This is a genomic window from Streptomyces pratensis (genome assembly GCF_016804005.1).
GTDB classification, from domain to species: Bacteria; Actinomycetota; Actinomycetes; order Streptomycetales; family Streptomycetaceae; genus Streptomyces; species Streptomyces pratensis_A.
This window is the reverse complement of sequence record NZ_CP051486.1, coordinates 3,591,232-3,613,926: the sequence shown is the minus strand read 5'-3', so window position 1 is coordinate 3,613,926 and position 22,695 is coordinate 3,591,232. Positions and strand designations below refer to the sequence as shown.

Annotated in this window: 15 protein-coding genes, 1 tRNA gene and 1 pseudogene; 8 read left to right on the top strand and 9 right to left on the bottom strand. The window is 68.4% G+C overall.

Annotation, left to right across the window (positions count from 1 at the left end):
- Nucleotides 1–111: 111 nt before the first annotated feature.
- A complete protein-coding gene (locus HED23_RS14870) occupies nt 112–3,666 on the bottom strand; it encodes a LamG-like jellyroll fold domain-containing protein (RefSeq protein WP_420803033.1) in 3,555 nt (1,184 codons plus the stop codon).
- Nucleotides 3,667–4,117: 451 nt separating this feature from the next.
- On the opposite strand from HED23_RS14870, the gene HED23_RS14865 reads away from it, so the two are divergent.
- The 7 genes and pseudogenes from HED23_RS14865 to HED23_RS14835 all read left to right on the top strand — a co-directional run bounded on the left by HED23_RS14865 (nt 4,118) and on the right by HED23_RS14835 (nt 12,040).
- Nucleotides 4,118–4,810 carry a hypothetical protein gene (locus HED23_RS14865; RefSeq protein ID WP_203183898.1) on the top strand — a complete coding sequence of 231 codons (693 nt, stop codon included), beginning with the start codon at nt 4,118–4,120 and terminating at the stop codon, nt 4,808–4,810.
- Nucleotides 4,713–5,192, top strand: coding sequence for a hypothetical protein (locus HED23_RS14860; RefSeq protein WP_203183897.1), 480 nt, complete (start codon nt 4,713–4,715; stop codon nt 5,190–5,192). Before HED23_RS14865 ends, HED23_RS14860 begins: the two co-directional genes overlap by 98 nt.
- 338 nt (nt 5,193–5,530) lie before the next feature.
- Nucleotides 5,531–8,584, top strand: coding sequence for a hypothetical protein (locus HED23_RS14855; RefSeq protein ID WP_203183896.1), 3,054 nt, complete (start codon nt 5,531–5,533; stop codon nt 8,582–8,584).
- A 343-nt stretch (nt 8,585–8,927) separates the two neighbouring features.
- Nucleotides 8,928–9,186 (top strand): annotated as a pseudogene (locus tag HED23_RS36060) (hypothetical protein); the annotation flags it as partial.
- 58 nt (nt 9,187–9,244) lie between these two features.
- A protein-coding gene (locus HED23_RS36055) for an IS630 family transposase (RefSeq protein WP_420803032.1) occupies nt 9,245–10,317 on the top strand; the annotation gives its coding sequence in 2 pieces (ribosomal slippage) (nt 9,245–9,755 and nt 9,755–10,317; 1,074 coding nt in all).
- Nucleotides 10,318–10,493: 176 nt separating this feature from the next.
- Nucleotides 10,494–10,823 carry a helix-turn-helix domain-containing protein gene (locus HED23_RS35100; protein WP_238441953.1) on the top strand — a complete coding sequence of 110 codons (330 nt, stop codon included), beginning with the start codon at nt 10,494–10,496 and terminating at the stop codon, nt 10,821–10,823.
- Nucleotides 10,823–12,040, top strand: coding sequence for a tyrosine-type recombinase/integrase (locus HED23_RS14835; RefSeq protein ID WP_203187483.1), 1,218 nt, complete (start codon nt 10,823–10,825; stop codon nt 12,038–12,040). Before HED23_RS35100 ends, HED23_RS14835 begins: the two co-directional genes overlap by 1 nt.
- A 118-nt stretch (nt 12,041–12,158) precedes the next feature.
- Here the strand turns inward: HED23_RS14835 and HED23_RS14830 are convergent.
- Nucleotides 12,159–12,232, bottom strand: a tRNA-Pro gene (locus tag HED23_RS14830).
- Nucleotides 12,233–12,396: 164 nt separating this feature from the next.
- Nucleotides 12,397–12,765: an MmcQ/YjbR family DNA-binding protein gene (locus HED23_RS14825; protein WP_203183893.1), complete on the bottom strand. Its 369-nt coding sequence runs from the start codon at nt 12,763–12,765 to the stop codon at nt 12,397–12,399.
- A 183-nt stretch (nt 12,766–12,948) separates the two neighbouring features.
- Here HED23_RS14825 and HED23_RS14820 point away from each other — a divergent pair, with 183 nt between their 5' ends.
- Nucleotides 12,949–15,975 (top strand): ThuA domain-containing protein, encoded by a 3,027-nt coding sequence (locus HED23_RS14820; protein ID WP_203183892.1) that lies wholly within the window; start codon nt 12,949–12,951, stop codon nt 15,973–15,975.
- Nucleotides 15,976–15,996: 21 nt separating this feature from the next.
- Here HED23_RS14820 and HED23_RS14815 read toward each other — a convergent pair whose 3' ends face one another.
- The 6 genes from HED23_RS14815 to HED23_RS14790 form a co-directional block, all read right to left on the bottom strand.
- On the bottom strand, nt 15,997–16,569 hold the full coding sequence (locus HED23_RS14815; protein ID WP_203183891.1) for a GAF domain-containing protein: 573 nt from the start codon (nt 16,567–16,569) through the stop codon (nt 15,997–15,999).
- Nucleotides 16,566–17,177, bottom strand: coding sequence for a GTP-binding protein (locus tag HED23_RS14810; protein ID WP_203183890.1), 612 nt, complete (start codon nt 17,175–17,177; stop codon nt 16,566–16,568). Before HED23_RS14810 ends, HED23_RS14815 begins: the two co-directional genes overlap by 4 nt.
- Nucleotides 17,155–17,526, bottom strand: coding sequence for a DUF742 domain-containing protein (locus HED23_RS14805; protein ID WP_203183889.1), 372 nt, complete (start codon nt 17,524–17,526; stop codon nt 17,155–17,157). Before HED23_RS14805 ends, HED23_RS14810 begins: the two co-directional genes overlap by 23 nt.
- 2 nt (nt 17,527–17,528) lie before the next feature.
- On the bottom strand, nt 17,529–17,963 hold the full coding sequence (locus HED23_RS14800) for a roadblock/LC7 domain-containing protein (RefSeq protein ID WP_014152748.1): 435 nt from the start codon (nt 17,961–17,963) through the stop codon (nt 17,529–17,531).
- A 7-nt stretch (nt 17,964–17,970) separates the two neighbouring features.
- Nucleotides 17,971–20,037, bottom strand: coding sequence for a sensor histidine kinase (locus HED23_RS14795; protein ID WP_203183888.1), 2,067 nt, complete (start codon nt 20,035–20,037; stop codon nt 17,971–17,973).
- Nucleotides 20,038–20,444: 407 nt separating this feature from the next.
- Nucleotides 20,445–22,454 carry a beta-galactosidase gene (locus tag HED23_RS14790; RefSeq protein WP_203183887.1) on the bottom strand — a complete coding sequence of 670 codons (2,010 nt, stop codon included), beginning with the start codon at nt 22,452–22,454 and terminating at the stop codon, nt 20,445–20,447.
- Nucleotides 22,455–22,695: the final 241 nt, after the last annotated feature.

Below are 22,695 nucleotides of genomic sequence, written 5' to 3'. Positions count from 1 at the left end.
GCGGCGGCACCCAGAACGCTGGATCTTGGTGGTGCGCCCACTGGGACGCGCCGGTGTTCCCAGGGGGACAGCAGGGCGGCTGAGGGAACCCCGCCCTGCTGTCCGGTTCTGCTACTGCTCGGTGTTGCGCCGGTTGGCGATCGTGTCGGTGGAGGTGGCTCCGGCCCAGACGCGGACGCTGTCGATCTTCCCGGGGTAGTAGCGGGCACCTGCGCCGTTGATCTTTGCCCGGCCGATCTCGAAGGCGCCGCCGCCCTGCCAGGGGGCTGAGTACGCCACGCCGTCCTCGTCACCCATCAGGGCGCTGTCCACGTAGAGCTTGAGTCCGCCGAGCTTGGTGGTGTCGGCGGGATTGGCGGCTGCCTGCGCGTCGTAGACAACCGACACCATGACCGGGGCACCCAGCGCTGCTGTGGTGAACGCGGTCGACTCGCTCTTGGTCCAGACCGCCCCGGTGCCGTCCTTGTCGGGACGGCCGAACGTCCATCGTCCCTGGGTGCTGCCTGCCGGCTGCTCGTACCAGACACCCCATGAGGACTGACTCGTCCCCGACTGGCCGAACACCTGCACTGCATACGACTTGCTGGTGTCGGCGAGCTTGGCGGGGTCCAGCGTCACCCAGGCGGTCGCGGTGAATGAGCCGGAGTCATCGACGACCGGACCGTTGGCGGTCGCGTATGCGTTGGTGCCGTTCAGGGATATCGTCTGTGTGGTCGTGACCTCTTCGCCGATGTCCGGGTCGCCAGTGGTGAACTTGGTGAGTGCGGCTCCGTTGAGCGTGAGGTTTCGGCCGAAGCCGCTGGTGTCCGTCACGGTGGTACCCGAGGCGTTGGCCATGTCCGTGGCGTCCCACTTGGCGACAAGCGCGGGGACCGGGTCGCCTGCGGTGCCGTCGCTGATGTCCTCGTCCTCCAGTCGTGCGCCCTGCGTGATCTCGGTGTCCGTTACAGCACGGGACCAGACGTGGACCTCGTCGACGCTGCCGTTCAGGTTCTCGACGTAGCTGCCGGCGGAGTGGAATCGTCCGAACTGCATCGGGCCGGTAGCGTTCCAAGCGGGGGCGCCGGTCATAGGCTGGCCCTGCGGGACTCCGTTGACGAAGAGCTGGATGGTCTGGTCCGCAGCGTTGTAGACACCTGCCAGGTGCGTCCAGGCATTTACTACCGGCTTCGCGGTGGAGTACGAACGGACGGCGGCGCTACCCACGGCATCACTGGCGTACTTGCTGAATGCCCACTTTCCGGCCGATGCGGAGTAGTGCAGGGCATAGCCGGACAGGTTGGTGCCCTTCTGCGAGAGAACCGTCTGGCTCCTGGAGGTGTCGCCGGGACGTACCCATGCGGAGACGGCGAAGGACTTGCTGGTGTCGAGCACGGTACTGCTGGTGGCGGCGTAGTCGCTGGTGCCGTTGAGCTTCAGCGCTCCTGCACCAGAGCGTGCCAGCGTGGTGTAGGCGGACGTGCCCCCCAGCGTCAGCGGGTGCTGCACCGCGGAGGTGCTGTCATTGCCGTTGTTGTCCAGGTGCCAGATGCCCGACGGTTTCTCAGCACCCTTGACCAGAAAGCTGTAGTAGCCAGTGAGCGAGCTGTGGCCGGCCGCGTCGTAGCCCCAGACCTGGATGGTGTTCTCACCGGCCTGGTTCGGCGTGATCATCTGGGTGGTGGCCGCACCCTTGGCCACATTGATTGGACCGGAGACGGCCCCGCTGTTCAGCTTCCACTTGTAGCTGACGACGTCCGACTGGATGCCGGCCGTGGTGGGATTGGTGTCCGCGGGGGTGAAGGTGAACTTGCCAGACGTTCCCACGCCGCCCGCGGCCGGATCAGTCTCGGCCGGCTTGTAGGTGCCGTCGCTGCTGGTCACCACCGGCGGCGGCGGTGAGTCCGTGTCGATTCGGAAGTAGCACCAGGACGACCAGGCCGAGTTCAGGACGCCGGTGGCACCACGGTCCGTCTTGTAGTAAGCCTGCGTCATCACCCGCATGCGGTAGTCCGTCTGCGCCGGCAGCGCACTGGTGGACGCGTCACGGACGGCGTTGTCAGCCACCCATGCGGCATCCGGTGAAGCCGCATACCAGGCACGGCTGGAGCCATCAGCCTTCCACACCTCGAACAAAGCGCGCAGCTGGGAGTTCGAGCCGTCAGCCGACTGCACCGTGGCCAGCATCTTCGGCGTGGTGTCGCTGGTGGCGAAGGGCAACGAGGTGGAAGTGTTGCAGGCCCGCCCGGTCGTTCCTTGCTGGACGCCGTACGGAGTCGGCGTGCTCGGGTAGGAGACGTAGGTGACCGACAGTTTCGCGTCGTTGCGGAACCGCGCCCAAGCGCCGGCGTCGGACTCGTCATGTGCCGTCAGCGAAAAGGTGATCTGCGACGTCTTGTTCGCGGCATAGGACGCGAGAGTCGTCGTCAGGTTCTCATTCGTCTCCTCGTCCACATTGTCACTGAAGCGCACCCAGTTCGCCGGCTGAGAGGGGCTGCACAGGCCACCCCGCCCGTAGGCCACATTCCGGTCGCCCATCAGGTCCACCCCGGTGGGACGGGTCGACCAAGTGGTGCTGGAGGAAATGCCCTTGTCCACCCGGCTCAGGTCATACCAGTGAGGATCGCAGGTGAACGTCCACTCCTGGTACACCTCCATCGTCGCGTCCAGGATCTTCTTGCCGTGTATCGAGGAGAGCGGATACTCGAAATACAAGCGCTGGGTGTACGGGCTGTTGGAGCAAAGGTAGCCAGCGTAATTGGAGCAACGCCCGACGCCCTTGTTCCCGTCGAACTCCCAGAACTTATCGCCGTCGGACGACAGGGCTGTCCAGTCGCCGAGCGCGATACCCTTGGTCGGCGGGTCGATATAGAGCGGGAAGACGGTGTCCGCGCCGTGGAGCAGTGCAGGATCAGGTGTGATTTCCAGGGTGGTGCTGGTGACCTTGAGCGGAAGCTCGGCCGCCGCGTCACCGCTGCTGGGACCCTCCGAAGGAGCCGGCTCGCCGCCAGCCGCCGGCAGAGGAGCCATCACCTCTGTCTGCGGCTCATCGTCTGTGTATGCCAAAGACTGCGCTGCGACCACGTTGGTTGAGGTGGTGTCAGTGGCCGAGGCGTCACCGGCCGAGTCCCACATTCGGCCCGAGGGGCTCTCGAAGACCGGGGTACCGTTGCTGTCGCGCGCGACGAAACCGCCGTCGGCCGTCGGGACAATATCCAGACCGCCGTCGGACACGGTCATCTTGATCGTTGCTAGCGCCGGGTTCTTTGCCGCCTCTGCGGTCCTGACCACGAGCACCGAGGTGTATCCAGAGCTCAGCGCGGTCAGTTTCAGATCGACGTCCGGGAGGACTCCAGCGTAGGTGGCGGTATCGCCGTCGACTTGGGGCTCTGGAAGCGTGGTGGGCCAGCCCAACTGCAACTCATGCCCCTCGTCCTCCAGCGCGACCAGTCTGTCCCCGCTGCCGCCACCTGAGAAAGTGAGGCCGGTCGTCGTGTTCTTCGCCCGCACCGAGCCGTCGGCCTCGCGCACGAGAGTGGTGTCGATGGGAGCCCAGGCTCCACCACCGCCCCGGGCCCGTACCGGAGCCGCGTTCATCTCCTGCGTGAAGGTTCCATCAGGGTTGGCGAAGACCTCAGAGGACTCCGTGGTGTCCTGACCCACTGCCACCCGCTCACCGGTTGCCACCGCGCGAGTGATCGCTTCCGCCTCCGGGGTACCGCTAGTCGTTGCCGATGATCCCCCATCATCAGCGAATGCCGGGCTTACCCCTGCCCCGACCACCGGAACGACACCCACCAGGAGCGTGAGGGCCACTGCCCCACTCCGCACCGACCGACGCCAGCCGTGCCGCCGTCTTCGCGTAAACACGCCCCACCCACCCCATAGTTGTTCATGCCAAGAATCTGTGAGGATCATGTGCTGATCCCTCACCTGGGTCAATGGTGTCGCATGTCACATACAGTTCTCTGCTGCAGGTCAGAGCAACTTTCAGCCACTGTTGCTCGGTTCCCTCTTTACACCTGAGGTTCCCCTGGGTTCGACCCGGGACATCCTCATCACCTGCCACGTCTCGGCGACAGGCAAAGGCAAGCTCCACGGAAGCCCCGAGTGCCGCACGCTGCGGTCAGCCGCCTCCGTGAACCAGATCGACGTCCCCTTCGGCGAAGCCGTGGCGCGGTTCTGCCCGAGCTGTCGGTGGCCTCTGCCCACAGACAGCCTCATACTGCCGCTCGGCGCCGCTGTGAGCGAGGTGTATTCACTCGCCATCTGGCTCGACCGGGAATCCAAGGACGAGGAGGACCTCGAGGCCGAGCGTGACGCCGCCATCGCCCTCGCCGCCGGCGAGTACCCGCCCCGCGCCACCGAATCCGGCGACGAGGAGGAGAAAGACGACGAGGCCGGGCGCGACGAGGAATGGGAGCGATGCGACCGCGCCCGCAACTTCCGCTCCCGACGTCACGAGCACTGGCGTCGGCTGCACTCCTACCTGACACGGAGCAACGAGGCCGCGTCTGAGTACCCCTTCCTCGCCCCCTGGGCCGATGGTCTGCAGAGTCGCCTCGCCACGGTCCTCGACGAGGAGCGTCGGGCCTTCGCGGCCCTCGTGCAGCCGATCCGCCTGCTGGAGGCGGCTGCCGTGCGTATCCTGCCCGAGCCGAAGTTCTCCGCAGACCCCGGCTTCGCCGGGTTCGGAGCGGAGGCGGAGAAGACCTTCCGGCGAGGTGGTACGAGTGGAGTCGGCGAGCCACCTGGTCCTGGCCCGCCGCCTGGAAGATCAGGACTTCTCGGTCTACACCGTCGTCAGCGACGCCTTCGGACGTCCCCGTAAGGGAAAGCCTGAGGCCCACGCCGCCTTCCGCCAACTCACTGCCGACTGGATCCGCCAGGCACGCGAAGAAGCCGGCCGCCCCGTCAGTACGCCATGGCAGCTGGTGGCGGTGAAGGCGCCCGCCCTCGTCCGGACCCACCACAGCGAGCCGGAAAGCGACCCCCTCACCTTGTGGGAAGCAGCGGTCATCGCCACCTACCAGGTGGCCTTCAACCGGAAGGCTGGCACCACAGCGCTGCTCGTTCCCCACCTCGTCGCCGAGCAACTACTCCCATGCACCTCCGACGACATGCCGGTCCAGCGCCTGGCTCCCGACGGCAGCGCGCTACCCGCAGAGGTGCTGCTCGATCAGTGGGACCACGCGGGGCTCAAACTCTCATGACCACCTCTCACGTACTCAGGGGAGCCGAGCAGACGGCCAACCGAGCGGGCGGACCGCACGGCTGCGACCACCACGCCCCGGGACGCGCGAAAGGCCGCCCTCCCACGGATGAGAGAGCGGCCTCCGACCTGCGAAAAGCATGGTCGAGATGACAGGATTTGAACCTGCGTCGCCCCCTTGACCTCCCGCGGGCCCTCTCGGCCCTGAGGCGGTCGCGCATCACGTCTGCCCGCTCCGATCGTGGGTGGGCAGCTACTCCACCGCACACAGAAGATCGGGGCTCACGACGTCCCGCCGACAGCACGCTGGTTGTCAGTGGTGTGGGAGAGAATCCTTGAGTGGCGACTTTCCCTGAGACCGAACGCTATATCCAGTTCTTGCTTGAGCAGTTGGCGGGCCGCAACGAGCACCATGTGTTCGAGCAGATCGTGTTTCAGATTGCGCTGCGCAGGCTGAGCAGCAACATCGTGCCGGCTACCGGTCCGGTAAGTGCTGGCGGGGACCAGGGACGTGATGCCGAGTCGTACTACACAAACCTGCCACACGAGCTGCCTGGGGCGGACGGGTTCGTCGGGCGTGCCACCACGGAGCCCTGGGTCCTGGCGGCATCCGTGCAGAAGCCGCCGTTGGACGGGAAGATCCGCGACGACCTGAAGTCGATCTGCAGCCGAGGCGAACCCGTGCGCAGGGTAGCCTTCTTTGCGGTACACGAAATCCCGGTGGCGGCACGGCACCGGTTGCAGCAACATGCGCGGGATACCTACGACGTCGCCCTGGACGTGTTCGACGGGCAGGCTGTGGCCGGCATGCTCACCCAGGGCGACCTGGTCTGGATCGCCCAGCGGTTTCTGGATCTGCCCTCGGCGATGATCCCGGACGAGCCGGCCGAGGCACATCCGGACTGGTACCGCTCCACCCTGACCGCTTTGCGGGAGCGGCCGGGTAAGCGTCTGACGCCGGGAGCCCTGTCCGAGGTCCGGGACGGTTTGCGGCATGCGACCTTCGACGACGAGGCGCGGGTGGACCTGCCCGAGTGGCTCGGCTACGTCGGGGAATTCATCGACGCCGGGAACGGAGAGCTCGCTCTGCGAGCGCGCTACGAACGAGTGTTGGCCGTGCTGCGCGGGAAGAACAGCTTGGAAGGTGTCGAAGCGGATATCCGGGCAGTTATCGACGCCGCCCTGTCCTCGGAGCGTGTCGCGCTTCTGGATGACGCGGGCCAACTGCTGCTGTACTGGGGCGGCGCCTGGCTGCGTCACCTGGGTACGGCGAACGCCGAGGAACTGCGCGAGTTGGACCTGCGCCTGCGGCAGCGTGTGGCCGTCTTGATCGAGGCCACCGACTCCGCTGTCTACCCCGTACGCAAGGCGTCGCTCCTCGACGTGGCCGCCCGCCTGTGTCTGCACCCGCGCTGGCCGCAGGTCACACGCCCGGCCGCAGGGGCGCTACCCACTCCGCAGGAGACGACACGGCTGCGGCGGGCGGGTGAGATCGTGCCCACTGTCAGCTCGGCCAACCCCCTGGTGGACGCCACCGAGGCGATGAACTGTCTGGAACAGCTGGTCGACCTGCTGCCGCAGGCCCCTGCCTTCCCGGTCGGCGGTGTAAGCGAGACGTTCCAGATCTTCGCGCCCGCCCTCACCGAAGACCCACGCTACGAGAAGATCCGCGACGCGCTGGACGCTGCGCAGGCGGACCTCGCAGGTGACAGCAGTGTCGCCGCACGCTGCCGGGACCGTGCGATGGCATTCCTGCGCGCGGGCAGACCGCTGGACGCGCTGCACGAACTGCACGAGGTCAAAATCAACTGGTGGCACGGCGACACCCTGCGCGGCGCGCTCCTCACCATGCGCATGATCGGGAAGATCTACGGCGACCTGGACCTGCAGCAAGCCGCCCGGCAGTACGCGGTGACCGCCGCCGCCGTCGCCGCCTCACCCGCAGGCCAAGAACATCAAGACCTGCTACCCGCCGCATTGACCCAAGCCATGGCCCATACCCACGCGGCTGGCCACTGGGGCGACGCCCTCGCTCTCGGCGGACTCGCCTTCATAGCCCACCAGCTGTTCGCCGAAACCCCCGAGGACTACCCCTCTCACGGCTACATCCAGCAACTCGACTTCCACGCCAGCATGGTGATGCTCAGCGCAGAGCGGTTCCGCCCCGCGCTCATGCCGGTCCTGCGTGAGCTCACCGATGCGGACTACCTGGCCGACCTGGACGAACACCTCCCGCTGATCCGGCCCAGCTTCACGCAGACCGAGCAGCAGTTCATCCAGAACGCAGACGACCAGCTCACCGGAAGACCGTTTTCGGACGTGGGAGCGCACCGGGATATGAACTTCGCAGCCCTGGGCACGACATGGCGTATCCGGTGTGACAACACCCGCGCTACCGTCCTGGCAGCCGAGCGTTTCACCGCCGCGGTGCAGATCTCGCTTGCGGAACTCGCCCCGCACGATCCTCTGTTCCTCCCCCAGGACATCCTGGTCCGGGTGATCACGGGCACACCACTGGGCGGAGGGGACAGAGTCACCTTCCGGCCCAACAATCACGCCATCGACTGCACCGTCATCCTCAGCCCCTACAGCGCCTCGACCGACCACACAGCCTTCGAACGTGAACTGTCCACCACGGTGGTGCACCTGCTGGCCCACCTCAGCGCCAGGCCCACCGAGGCGTTCATGTCTCTGGTGAAGACAACATTCGCCCGCGGACTCCTGCACAAACTGATCAGCGGTCGCCCTTACGACGAAGCCGCCGGTCTGCTGGCCGAGGCCCACTACGACACCCTGCGGCAATCCGCCATGCCACCGTGGTCGGACACGGCATTCCAGCCCCCCACCGCCCCGCAACTCGCCCAGCCCACGACACCGGGCCCCGGATACGACCGCACCAGAGCACTCGACATGATCCGCGACAACTACACCGACCTGCCCCAGGTACTCAGCGAGACACTGCCCCGTGTACTGGCCGACTGCGGCATCCGCACCGGACTGGAAGAACTGCGCAACGAAGGATGGCTCGACTGGCAGATCCTGCTGGCCCTGGCCAATATCGCCGCTAACCTGCGGCTGCAGCAGGCCAGTCCTGGCAGCATTCCCCGGGACTATCCCACCCGCTTCTTCCGGACACCGGAAAGCCACTACGCAACCGCACTGCCCCTGAATGCCTTCACCGCTGACAGCCTGCGCGCGCATATGGACGTGACCCTGCTGGCCATTGCCCAACGCCGCTGGAAATTGGGTTCCGCCATGACGACCCCCAACCCGCAGGCGTTCAAGGAACTGTTGACCACCCGCTACAACTACGCGACAGATGACGTTCCGCACTGCGACCTACTCAACGGCTCCCCGGACGAGCACGAACCTCTGCTTCCTCCGAGCTCCTGAAGAAAAGCCGGGTGAGAAGCCCCGAGTTCCGCAGAGGCCGCAGAAATTACCTGCACCCGCCTGGCAGAACTATCGCACCGGACGTGCGTCTGCGCACGCTGTTTAGGTTCGCGAGCTCCGCCTGTGGGCCCCTACTGGTCTCCACGACAGTGGGGGACGACGAACGACGTTGTCTGCTCATAGAGCATCCACGTGGCCCGTCCAAGATCCCGGATCAAGCTCTGTCACGGCACGCGACAGCGAGGCTCAAAGGCCGTCATCAATCAGGAGATCGACGTGCCGGTCGCATTCGGCCGTCCCTCCGGTCGCCGTATGGCAGGTACACCGCCCACGGACAGCGGATCACAAGGTCTTCGACAAGGGCGTCCTCGGTGTCGACGACGGCCATCGCGTCTTGGTCCCCCAACCCTTCGTCGGTCACAGCCCCGCCACCCACGACCACACCACCGCCCCCGTCGGCCCCTCCCCTCGTCGCCCCCCGCCAGACACCTGTCCCGTCGCCGCCGCTCACCCTCGCCTGACACGCTAGCCAGATTCTCCACGGCGATCCACGCTCTGCCCGCCTGACGGAACGCAGCAAGGACCCCACAGGTAACTACTGAGGTTTTCGTGTTGTTGTCGGGTGGTGACGGTTCATGATCCCTGCGGTATGCAGGTGAGGTGAGGTATTCAGAGGGTGGGGGCCTGACCGCTGAGCGTCGGGCGTTTCGTGAGGGAGTCCGGCTTCAGGCAGGGCAACGCTTCGCGGCGAGTGAGAAGACCTCGGTGATTGCGAAGGACTTGCGAGTGAGTGTGCGGTCGGTGGAACGCTGGCGTCGTGCCTGGCGCGAGGGCGGCATGGAGGGTTTGCGCTCGGCGGGTCCGGCGAACGTCCCGACCGTCACCGAGGCTCAGTTCGCCGTGCTGGAGGAGGAACTCGGCAAAGGCCCGTCGGCGCACGGCTTCGACGACGAACGCTGGACCCTGGTCCGGGTCCAGGTGGTGATCCGCCGTCGGCTGCGGGTGAGCCTGTCCGTGGCGACGGTGTGGCGGCTGCTGAAACGGCACGGCTGGTCCTGGCAGGCGCCCGCCCGCAGAGCACTGGAGCGCGACGAGCACGCGGTGGAGCTGTGGAAGAAGGAGGTGTGGCCCGCGGTAAAAGGCTCGCGGCGGCCTCCGGGGCCTGGATCGTCTTCGAGGACGAGGCCGGCTTCTCGATGACGCCGCCCCGGGCCCGCACCTGGGGCCGGCGCGGACATACTCCCGTCATCCGCGTGCGTGGCAGGTCCCGCCGCCGGACCTCGGTTGCCGCGCTGTGCTGCTACAGGGCCGGCGAGAAGAGCCGACTCATCCACCGGCCTCGCACTCACCTCCTGCTCAAGGGCGCCCGTAAGAGTTTCTCCTGGCAGGACTACCGCGACCTCCTGGTGCGGGCACACATCCAGCTCGGCGGACCGATCGTTGTTGTCTGGGACAATCTCAACACCCATCTGGCCGCGGGGCTGAAGCGGTACGAGGCCGAACACGACTGGCTCACCACCGTGCGGCTTCCGCCGTATGCACCCGACCTGAATCCCGTCGAGGCTGTCTGGTCACTCGTGCGCGGAGCCATGGCCAACACCGCTTTCACCACACCCGACGACCTCGACCGCAAGCTCCGCAGCGAGTTGCGCAGGATCCAACTCCGGCCCCGTCTCATCGACGGCTGCCTCACCGCCACAAGACTGGCCATCAACCCACCGACCCCACCTTGAAAACCTCAGTAGCCAAACCGGCGCTTCTGCAGACGATTGTTGTCCACCGTTTGCCCAGAGCACCACTGCGGATCAGTTCCAACAGAAGGACTCACCGCTTCTGTGCATGCAGAACCCCACGGTTCTCCACCTGCGGGCCGCGTCGCTTGTCGCCGACCGCCTTCTGTATCCCTTCGGTGCTCCGTACCCCCGGAGATCCACCACCCTTGCCCACCGAACCAATAGCAGACTACACAGACCGTCAGACGCATACCAAGAACGAGGGCAGTGCCCGTTTCGGCCAAGATGACAGCCGGTCATCTCTCCTGGCCAATGCCTGGTACTCGACGCGCGACCTCGCCGCCTGCCTGCGTGTAAACACCTCGACTCTGCGCCGTTGGCGCACCGCTCGGCCACCCCAGGGCCCGCCGTTCGTCTCCGTTTCGGAACGCGTCATCATGTACAGCGCGGTCGACCTTGAGGAATGGCTGCGTCGCCACCGGACCGTCCCGCGCCGAGACGCATGATGGCCGAAAAGGCCAATGTGCCGGTCGGTGTCCGACTCACCACCGACATCGAGCACCGGCCTGATCGCCCCAACCCGTACCGCGCGCGAGTCCGCTGGTTCGATCCGGCTACGAAGCGGCTTCTGTCCCTGTCGGAGGGGAAGGCGGACGAGGATGAAGCGCAGGAGTGGCTCCAGTCCATCATCGAAGCGGCTGAGGCAGGGCTATCCCCGTCGCTCGCCACCATGAAGCTCGCCGAATACGGTACCGCGAACATGGACCTCGCCCTGCGCGGCTTGGAGTTGAAAACACTCGACCCCTACCTGTCAGGCTGGCGGGTGCGTGTCGTGCCCGCCCTGGGCCACGTCCCGGTCCGGATGATCACCAATGGCGTTGTCGACCGCACCGTGCAGAACTGGATCGCCGACGAGCTCAGCCGCTCAACAGTCAAGAACACCATCGCCGTCCTGGTCCGCGTCATAAAGCAGGCAGTCCGCGACGGCATCATCAAGGTGAACCCCGCCCGGGTGACCGGCTGGCAGAAGCTCTACAAGCAGGCCGAGGACGAACTCCTTGACCCGCGCGCGCTCGCCCTGCCCGACTGGGAGACACTCCTCGCACTGGCCGATGCGCTCGTGGCCGCCTCTCACGACGAGTACCGCGGCTGGGGAGAGGTGGTCATTTTCGCCGCGTGCACCGCCGCACGGATCGGGGAGATCTCAGGCTGCCGCGTCGGAGACATCGACACCACCCAGTGGATCTGGACCGTGCGGCGTCAGACCACACCCGCGCCCGGCGGGCTGACCGACAAGGGCACCAAGGGCAAGCGGGCCCGCAAGGTTCCTATCGTCGAGGAGATCCGTCCCCTCGTCGCCCAGCGCATCCTGTCCGCAGGCCCCAATCCGGACGCGCGCCTGTTCACGGGCCCGCGCGGCGGACGTATCTCCACCGCCGTCCTGCGCGACGCCACGCACTGGGACGACGTCGTCACCAAGCTCGGCTACGAGCATCTGCGCCGCCACGACCTCCGACACACGGGACTGACCTGGTTCGCCGACGCCGGGGTCCAAGTGCACGTCCTCCGCAGAATCGCCGGCCACGGTTCACTGACCACCACCCAGCGCTATCTACACCCGGACGTCCACAAGATCACGGCCGCCGGGGCGGCGCTCTCGGCCCACTTCAACGTGCTGCGCGCACCACGCTCACTGCCGAGCCCCATAGTCATGACCCGCTGACCCGCTGACCCGGTCAAGGACGCCGGACCTCCAGCTGGTCCCCAACTGGTCCCCAAAAATGATCAAGGGCCGGTTTTGGATTTCTCCGAAACCGGCCCTGACCTGCGACTGTCTCCAGTCGGGACGACAGGATTTGAACCTGCGACCCCTTGACCCCCAGTCAAGTGCGCTACCAAGCTGCGCTACGTCCCGCTGCCCGCTTGACCTGGGGTTTCCCCCTGGCTGAACGCGCATGAGAACAATACCGCACTTCAACCCGTGCTCACGAACCCGTTTCCCCTGCCTGACCTCAACCTTGCTTGATGTTGCACGCTGAGCCCATGACCGACACGAGGCTTCCGCCCGGCTGAGGCCCCTCAGCCGTCCGCCGGGTCCGGGCTCAGTTCCGGATGTGCGGCGACAAGCCGGCGCGGGGCGGCCTGCCGCCATGAATCGGTGAGGACGGCATTCAGTTCGGCCGCGTCGTCCAGGGCGGCGAGCCGCACCCGCAGCCAGGCATAGCTGTCGTCGTGTCCTTCGCGTACGAAGAACTTCTCCGGCTCCGAGGCGATCAGCTCGGCGCGGTCCTCCACGGGACACTTGACCCCCATGGTCGCGTCGTCGTCCCCCAGCGCCGCGAAGATCTTCCCCGCGACCCGGAAGGTGGGCTGCCCCCAGGCGAGCTTCTCAGCCGTGTCGGGCAGGGACAGCGCGATGGCGCGGACGTCGTCGGCGGTGACGGTCATCCAAGGCCTCCGATCCGGGGCTGCGGCAGGTCCGACCGTAGCCCCAGCACCGGGCGGCCACGGCGTGCGGCGCGGGCACCGAGGGGCCATTGACCCTGCCATGCCGTGAACCTACTCTGAACCACGCACATCAGAAAGCGCTTTCTCCCCTGCCCGGCCCCACACCGCACCGGGAGCGCCCTCATGAGCAGCAGCCCGTTACCCAGCAGGTCCTTGCCCCGGGCCCACCCTCCGGCATCGATCGCCCTGATGGCCCTCTTCGCGCTTCTGGCACTGATCATCGGCTCGGTGACGGCAGCCTCGTTCCCGAGGGCTCCGGCGGGGTCTTTCCGCGTGCTGGTGTACTCCGGATCTGCGCCGGGGTCGCAGGACACGGTCCGTGCCGGTGTGGATGCGGTGAGGGAGCTCGGCGCCGAGAACGGATTCGCGGTCGAAGCGACCGATGATCCGGGTGTCTTCGACGACGCCGGCCTCTCGCGCTTCCACGCGGTCGTCTTCAACAACACCTCGTCCGCGCGGGAGGAGGGCAACGGCCTCGGCCAGGACGGGCGGGCCGCCCTGCAGAAGTACATCAGGGCGGGCGGCGGATGGGTCGGCCTGCACGACGCCTCCGCCGGGGTGCGTGACTGGGAGTGGTACGAAGGGCTGGTCGGCGCGGTACCCGACCGGGGCACCCCGGTGCAGACCGGCAGGGTCGAGGTCCTCGACCACGCGCATCCCTCGACGGTGATGCTTCCCGATCTCTGGGAACGTACGGAGGAGTGGTACAACTGGCGCACCGATCCGACCGGTGCGGTGCACACCCTCGCGCACATCAGGGCGCGCGACGGCATCGGCGGCCTCGACGAGAGTGTGGAACACCCCTGGTCGTGGTGCCAGGAATACGACGGCGGGCGTTCATGGTTCAGCGCCGGCGGCCACTCCCCCACGGCCTTCCGGGAGGACGGCTTCCTCGCCCATCTGCTGGGCGGCATCGAATGGGCCGCGGGCGCGAAACCGGGCGACTGCACCGCGACCCGGGCCGGTTCCTTCCAGCGGACCCCGCTCACGGCCGGCGGGCTCACCGATCCGGTCGACGCGGCGGTCACCCCCGACCGCCGGGTCCTCGTCGCCGAGCGCACCGGACGGCTCAAGATCGTCGACCAGCGGACGATGAGGGTGTCCACGGCCCTCGACCTGGCGTACGGACCGGAGACCGCCGCCCGCTCCGACGGGTTGACCGGCCTCGCCCTGGATCCGGGCTTCGCGGACAACAACTGGCTCTACCTGCTGCATTCGGACACCACGGGAAAACAGCTGGTCCTCTCACGTTTCACGGCCGACGGGAACACGGTGGACCCCGCGTCGGAGAAGCGCCTGCTCACCCTGCCGGGCAGGCGGTCCACGGACATCGGGGACTCCCGTTCGTCCGGGTCGCTCGCCTTCGACCGGAACGGCCATCTGTACGCGTCGACGGGTGACATCACGCTCCCTATCGCGTCAGGGGCACCGAATGATCTGCGGGGCGCCATCCTGCGCATCACCCCGCAGGACGACGGCACCTACACCGTGCCGGAGGACAATCTCTTCGCGTCGGGCACCGTCGGCACCCGCCCGGAGATCTACGCGATGGGCATGCGGAACCCCTATCGCGTCACCGTGGACCCCGTGAACGGCACTCTGTTCGCCGCCGGCACCGACGCCGACGGCACGGTGGAGTACTTCCGGATCACCGAGGCGGGGCAGACGGTCCGGCCGTACTGCACCGGCGGCACCGCCGGCGGGGCGACGGACTGCACCCCGCGGGTCGACGGCGTGCCGGACCCCGCGTCCGAGGCACCCAGCGGTGCGGTGAGCGGCCCCGTCTACGCCTACGACCCGGGGAGCCTCTACCGCACCAAGTTCCCCGAGTACTTCGCCGGGAAGTGGCTGACGTACGACCCGGCGGGACGGCGCTTCACCGCACTCTCGTTCCAGCGGACGGACCAGACGTTCTCCGACCCCCGGTTCGGCCCGGTCGAATCCGGTGAACTCCAGTCCGCCGACGGCGTCTTCGAGGACATGGAATGGAACCGTCCGACGGCTGCCGTCTTCGGCCCGGACGGCGCCCTGTACGTCGTCGACTCGGGGCTCGCCGGCGTCACGGCCCCCGGCGGCGGCGACGAGGGTGCCGGGGTCTTCCGGATCGACCACGTCGGCGACGACCGGCTGCCCGGTGCGGCGATCACCACCGACCGCGACAACGGCCCGGCGCCGCTGAGCGTGTCCTTCACAGGCGCGGGGTCCGGGCTCCCCGGAGACCTGGAGGTCACGTACGCCTGGGACTTCGACGGTGACGGCGGCACCGACTCGACGGTGGCGAACCCCTCCTACACCTATCGCGTCGAAGGACGGTTCACGGCGCGCCTCACGGTGACCGGCCCCGAAGGCACGACGGCCATGGCCGGCCAGGACATCACCGTCGGCAACACGCGCCCCAGGGTCTCCGTCCACGGTCTGCCGGACGGAGGCCTGTTCCGCCCCGGGGACACCCTTCCCTTCACGGTGGAGGTGACGGACGACGAGGACGGGGAGCGGACCCGGGTCGACTGCTCACGGATCCTCGTACGCTCCGCAGCCGGCCACCCCGGGGCACTTCGCCCCGTCACCGGCTTTCCGGGTTGCCGGGGCTCGATCGTCATGAGGTCCGGGGCCGTCCTGCCCTCCGGTGCCCACCGGATCACGGTGCGCTACACGGACAGGGGCACCCCTAGCGTCCCGGAGCTCGTGGGTCACGCCTCTCTCACCCTGCGCACGGCATTCCAGGAGGCGGAACGCTTCACCTCGACCGGGGGCGCGCACGGCGGTGCCGTGGCCGGCAGCCGTGCGCAGGCGTCGGGCGGCAGAGCACTGACGGAGATCGAGGACGGGGACTGGGTCTCCTTCGACCCTGTGAGCCTGGGGAGCATCCGGTCGGTGACCGTCCGCGCGAACCCCTGCGGGATCGGGGGGACGATCGAATTCCGGGCCGGCTCCCCGGACGGGCCCCTCCTCGGCTCGCTGTCCGTCCCGGGCGTGAGGGAAGGGGGTGCGGCCGTGTCACCGACGACCGCGCTGAAGCGGGCCGATGGCAACGTGCGGCTGTACATGGTGTTCGCCAACCCGGCATGGAGCAGTGAGAGACCGGACCTGTTCACCGTGGACCGGCTGCGCTTCCACGGGCCTGGCACCGGAAAGGCCGGTGCGCGGTGACGACGGACCTGCACCCCCGCGTCAGAAGCCCGACACCTCCCGGCGCTCGATCTGTACGACGATCTCCCGGGCCAGCAGCTTGATGGTCTCGAGGCCGGCCCTGCCCCAGGGGCGCGGCACGGTGTCGACTGCGCAGACCGTACCGAGCGCCACGCCCGTACGGTCGATGAGCGGGGCGCCCAGGTAGGAGCGGATCCCTATGTCGTCGACCACCGGGTTGCCCGCGAACCGCGGGAAGTCGCAGACGTCCTCCAGCACCAGGGCCTTGCGGCGTACGAGCACGTGCGGGCAGTAGCCGTGGTCGCGGGCGAGGTAGCGGCCGCTGCGGCCGGCCGAGGCGGCGGCGCCCAGGTCGCCGTCGGCTCCGGCAGGAGTGTGCAGCCCCGCGAAGAACTGCCGGTTCCCGTCGATGAAGTTGACTATCGAGAACGGCGTACCGGTCACCTCGGCCACCCGGTCGGCGAAGGCGTCGAAGCTGACGAACGACGCGTCGGCACGCTCCCCCAGACCGAGCTTGCGCAGCCGTGCACTCCGGCGGGACCCGTCCTGGTCCACCGGGGTCAGCAACGGCCGGCTCGTGCCGTACGGAGTCACGGGCGGACTCCGAAGCCCGAGAGCGGCGCGGGTGCCGTGGCGTTGATGAGGTGCTGGACCAGGGTGACCAGCGCCCCGGTGCCCGAGCTGGCGATCCTGGCGTCACAGAGCACGACCGGGACTTCGGGCCCCAGGTCGAGCGCCGCCCGCACCTCTTCCGGTTCGTACCGGTAGGCGCCGTCGAACTCGTTGACCGCGACGATGAAACCGATGCCGCGCCGTTCGAAGAAGTCGACGGCGGCGAAGCACTCGGCAAGACGACGTGTATCGGCCAGCACTACCGCTCCCAGGGCGCCCTTCGACAGCTCGTCCCACATGAACCAGAACCGCTCCTGTCCAGGGGTGCCGAAGAGGTAGAGCACGTGCTGCTCGGACAGCGTGATCCGGCCGAAGTCCATGGCCACGGTGGTCGCCGACTTGGACTCGATGCCTTCCAGGCTGTCGGTCGCCGCGCTGACCTGCGTCAGGAGCTCTTCGGTACTGAGCGGCGCGATCTCGCTGACGGCACCCACGAACGTCGTTTTGCCGACGCCGAAACCGCCCGCGACCAGGACCTTGAGGGCCACGGGAAAGCATTCGGAGCTGTCAGAGCTGTCGTCGTAGACCATCGAGCACTGCCTCCAGCAGGGATCGGTCGGTTGGCATGTCGTGGAACGCGGGTGCGTGTGCCGTGACCGCACCGCAGTCGACCAGGTCGGACAGGAGGACCTTGGCGATGACGGCGGGCAGCCGGAGATGGGCGGCGATCTCCGCCACGGACGTGGGTCCGTCGCAGAGCTCCAGGGCCACGGTGTGTTCGGGGCCGAGTTGGGCCTGGGGCCGTCTGCCCGTGGCCATCACCAGGGAGAGCAGGTCGAGCACGGTGGTCGGCCTCGTACGGCCGTTGCTCACGGTGTAAGGGCGGATGAGCCGGCCTGCCGCGTCGTCGAGCAACGGCCCGTCCTGCGGGGCCGGCATCCTCACAGCCCCGGGGTGAACGGCGCTCCGGCCGGCTGCCGGAGCGGCGTCATCAGGTAGGGGCGGACGCTCTTCACCAGCATGGCCATCTCGTATCCCAGTACTGCCGCGTCCGCCTCTCGGCCCGCGAGGACGGCGAGACAGGTCCCGGAGCCGGCGGTCGAGACGAACAGGAGCGTCGAGTCGAGCTCGACCACGACCTGCCGCACGTCGCCGTTGTCACCGAACCGGGCACCGGCACTGCGGCCGAGTGAGTACAGGCCCGCGGCCAGGGCGGCCATGTGATCGGCACTGTCGGCGTCCATGCCATGGACCGATTTCACCAGGCCGTCCGCCGACAGGAGGACGGCACTGCGCGTGTAGGGCACGCGTTGGACCAGACCGCTGAGCAGCCAGTCGAGGTCCGAGACCTGACCGGACGGCATTTCGCTCGTCATGGTGCATCTACTCCTTGAACATGTTCTCGGGTCGTGGATCGGGTTCGGGCGTCCGGGGTCCCCGGTGCACCGGGTCCATCAGCTCCGCACCGGGCGTCGCGGTGGTGCCGGGGCTGCGGAACGGCAGCGGGGCGAGCCCATGGGACCGCTGCGGCCCGACAGTCGTTGCGGGCCCGCCGAGAGGGGTCGCTGGGCCAGGCGCGCTGTATGTGCCCGGCGGTTCCGGCTCATCGGCGGTCCGGGCCTCGGCGAGATCGACACCACGCCGGAACGCGGCCATCAGACCGGGGTCGTGCAGGGCGTTCTCGTCCTCGGCGCGCGGCACGGGGGCTTCCCTGAGCTGCGGAACCAGGTTCTCCTGGTTGCTGCGCCGTGGGAGCTGGGGCCGGACGGGGGCGACCACGCCGGGCGCCGTCCCCTGGGTGGGGGCGCCGGTGTCCCCGATGGGCCGGACGGATCCGGCGGAACCGGGCGACGGGGCGGTCAGGGCCGAGGGAGCGGGTTCGGACGCCGGGGCCGGTGCCGGGGACGGGACGGATTCGAAGGACGGGGTGGCTTCGAATGACGGGGCAGGTACGGCAGCCGGCGCGGGTCCGGTGGTCTTCGCCGACCGGGCGCGCGGCGGGGACGCGGCGAGGTTCGGCCGGTCCACCCGCTCGGCACGCAGGGGCAGCGGCGGCCCTTCTCCCGGGCGCCCGCCCTGCGGGGGCGTCAGGTCCGACGGCTGGTGTTGCGCCGAGGGCGGCGGCGAAGCCACGGGCGACGAGTCGTGGGCCGGTGGCCGGTGCACGGCCCCGGGCGGCGGAACCGGTGCCGCGTCGGGTGCCGTAGTGGCATCGATGTCGATGCCGAGGAGGACCTCGGGCAGTACGAGCACGGCTTGCGTGCCGCCGTAGATGTTGCTCTGCAGCCGCACGGCGATGCCGTGCCGGCGGGCCAGGGAGGCGACCACGAACAGCCCGATCCGCCCGTCCTGCAACAGGTGGGCGACGTTGACCTGATCGGGGTCGGCCAGCAGGGTGTTCATCCGCTTCTGCTCGGGGCCCGGCATGCCGAGGCCTCGGTCCTCCACCTCCAGGGCGAGCCCGGCGGTGACGCGCTGTGCGCGGAGCAGGACCTGGGTGTGCGGAGCGGAGAACACCGTGGCGTTCTCGACGAGTTCGGCGAGGAGGTGGATCACGTCGGCGACCGCGTGGCCGCGAAGGGTCCCGTCGATCGGCGGCACCAGCCTCACCCGCGGGTACTGTTCGACCTCGGCGATCGCCGAGCGCAGCACCTCGGTCATGCTCACGGGATTGCTCCACTGCCGCCGCGAAACGGCGCCGCCGAGCACGGCGAGGTTCTCGGCGTGCCTGCGGATGCGGGTGGCGAGATGGTCGACGTGGAAGAGGCCCTTGAGCAGGTCGGGGTCCTCGACCTCGTGCTCCAGTTCGTCGAGGATCTGGATCTCGCGGTGCACGAGGGACTGCAGCCGCCGGGCGAGGTTGACGAAGACCTCGACCTTCTGTTCGTTCCCGTTGCTGCGATGGAGCTGCGAGGCCTGGACGACGGCCGCCACCGCGTCGTCCTGCGAGCGGCCCATCTCCTGGGCGAGCAGGTCGAAGGCGTCCGCGCCAGGAGCGGCCGCGGGAGTCGCCCGCCGGGCCGGCAGGGGCTCGCCGTCCCGGAGCTGTTCGACGACGCGCTGGATCTCGGCGTGGTGCTGCGCCCCGGAACGCCGGAGCACCAGGACGCGGTCGAGCACCCCGTGGGCGACACGGCCGGCACCGAGAACGGCCGCCGCCACGGCCGCCACGGCCAGTGCCGCGGATCCGCCGAGCGCGGCCAGGAGACTGCCGGACGGGCGTACCCCGGAGGCCCGGATGGTGAAGATGACGGCCGCGGCTCCGCTGAGCACGGCGGCCACGGTCGGCAGGACGGCGGTGCGCAGCAGCTGTGGTCGCAGACGGCCGTCGGGAACGGGCTGCGCCGGGCGTGGCCGGCTCGTGGCCGAGTGCGAGCGGCCACCCGGCCGGCCGTGCCGGCCGCCTTCGCGGCGTTCCGGTCGCGCGGTGGGTGCGCGAAGTTGAGACATCATCGTCCTCGGTACGTGGGGCACCAGGAATCGGCATTCATGTGGTGACACCTACGGTGGTCGGTCAGGCCCGGGTCAACGGCTGGGGAAGGCTCGACCGATATGAGCCCATCGTTGATCACCGGCAACACACGGTAGTCGTCAATCGTCTGGGTGCGGTGTGCAGTTGTTGAAGTTGCCCGCCAGGCGTCCCGCTCTGGTATGACACCTCGCACGGGCAGCCGAATCCGTCCGTCGCCAACTCCGAAGCCGTATCCGGACACCGACCCTGCATTCGAAGCGCGCGGGCCGCCGTGTCGAGGCCCCCGGAGCGCGAAGGAGCGGGGAGCCCCGCATGTCCGGGGCTCCCCGCTCCCTCACGCGCGCCGTCAGACGGTCGCACACGCGGTCGACGACACGTGCGGCCGTCAGCGCTCGCGGACGACCGCGGTCTCCAGCGCGGGCAGCGTCAGCCGCGCCGTCACGTCCTGACCGCGCAGGAGTTCGTGCCCGGCGGCCGGTACGTCGACGTCATGGGTCGTGTGGTTGATGAGGAAGAGGAAGCCGGTGCCGTCGTCGGCGCGCCGGCGCACGGCCTCGACGCCTTGCGGGAGGCCGGCCACCACCGGGGCCACGCCGGCCTCGGTGAGCAGGGCGTCGACGACACCTGCGACTCCGTCGTCGTCGGGACGGGTCGCCACATACCAGGCCTTGCCGCGGCCGACACTGTTACGGGTCACCGCAGGCAGTCCGGCGAGGGGGCCGTCGACCCAGGTCCGTATCGCCTCGGCACCTTCGAGGCGGGTCTTCTCGCTCCACAGGTCGGCACGGGTGCCGTCGTCGAGTGTGAGCACCTCGCCTTCCTGGAGCGGGTGGAACTCCTCGGAGCGTACGCCGAGCAGCTCACGGAAGGCGCCGGGGTAGCCGCCGAGCCGCACGTGGTCGTGTTCGTCCACGATGCCGCTGAAGAAGGTGACGAGGACGCCGGCGCCCGCGTGTGCTGCCTCCGCGATGCGTGCCGCGTCCTGGTCGTCCACCGTGTAGAGGGTGGGGACGACCAGGGCCCGGTAGCCGTCCAGGCTGTTCCGCGGGGACACGACGTCGACGGTGACGCCTCGCCGCCACAGCGCGCGGTACCAGCGCATCACCTCGTCCAGGTAGCGGAGGTCGTGTGTGGGGTGGCCCTCCATCTCGGAGCCCCACCAGGAGGGGTAGTCGAAGACGAGAGCGACGTCCGCCGTCACACGGCTCCCCCGGACCGGTGCCAGGGATCGCAGGCGCCGGCCCAGCTCCACGGTGTTGCGCCACACATCGGAGTCCTGACCGGCGTGCGAGAGCATGGCGGAGTGGTACTTCTCGGCGCCTGCCGCGGACTGCCGCCACTGGAAGAACATCACGGCGTCGGCGCCCCGTGCCACGTGTGTGAGCGAGTTGCGCAGCATCTCGCCGGCGCGCTTGGCGCCGTTCCGGGGCTGCCAGTTGACCGCCGATGTCGAGTGTTCCATCAGCATCCACGGTGCGCCCCCGGCGACTCCGCGGCTGAGGTCGGCGCTGAAGGCGAGGCCGATGTGGGCCTCGGGGTCGCGGGAGGTGAGGTAGTGGTCGTTGGCCACCACGTCCATGTCGTCGGCCCACGAGAAGTAGTCCACCCACTTGTTGGCGGTGGTCATCATGAAGTTCGTCGTCGTCGGCACGTGCGGGGTGACCTCGCGCAGCACATCGCGAAGGGCCCTGTAGTGGACGAGCTGTTCGTCGGAGGAGAAGCGTGCGAAGTCGAGCTGCTGGGTCGGGTTCACGAACGTGGGAGCGGATCTCGGCGGCAGGACCTCCTCGAAGGAGTCGTAACGCTGGGACCAGAAGGCCGTCCCCCAGGCCGCGTTGAGGGCCTCGACCGTGCCGTAGCGGTCCTGCAGCCAGCCGCGGAACGCCTCGGCGGCGGCGTCCGAGTAGTCGTGCGGCACATGGCAGCCGAGTTCGTTGTCGACATGCCACACGGCCAGAGCGGGATGGTCGCGGTAGCGCTCTGCCATCCGGCGGGTCATCCGGACGGCGTAGCCACGGAACACGGGCGAGGAGACGGCGTAGGACTGTCTGGAGCCCTGGTGGAGGACGGTGCCGTCGGCGAGTTCGGGCAGGATCTCGGGGTGTTTGCGCGTGAGCCACGGCGGCGGCGACGCGGTGGCGGTCGCGAGGGCGACGCCTATGCCCGCGCTGTGCAGCCTGTCTAGTACGGCGTCCAGCCAGGCGAAGTCGAACTCTCCTTCACGTGGCTCCAGTTGGGCCCAGGAGAAGATGGCGACGCTGAGGAGACCGACACCGGCCTCCTTCATCAGTCCGATGTCCTCCAGCTGGACGTCCAGGGGCCACTGTTCGGGGTTGTAGTCACCCCCGTAGACGATCCCGTCGGTGTTCAGGGGCCAGGGTCGTGCGGTCGTCATTCTGATCCGTCCTCGTTCGGGCACGCGGGAGCCTGTTCCGGTGCCGGGTGGTGTGCCGCGCGGCGGTCGCCGAGTGCGCGAAGTGATCTGCTCAGCGCGCCGACTCGACCATGTCGGTCATCTCGTCGACGAACCCCGTGGAAGCCTCTTCCGCGCTCATCCGGCCGAAGAGGACCTCTTGGTTGTAGCGGGCCAGGGTCTGTTCGACGTTGCTGCCGCCGTTGGGTTCGGTCCTGTCGCA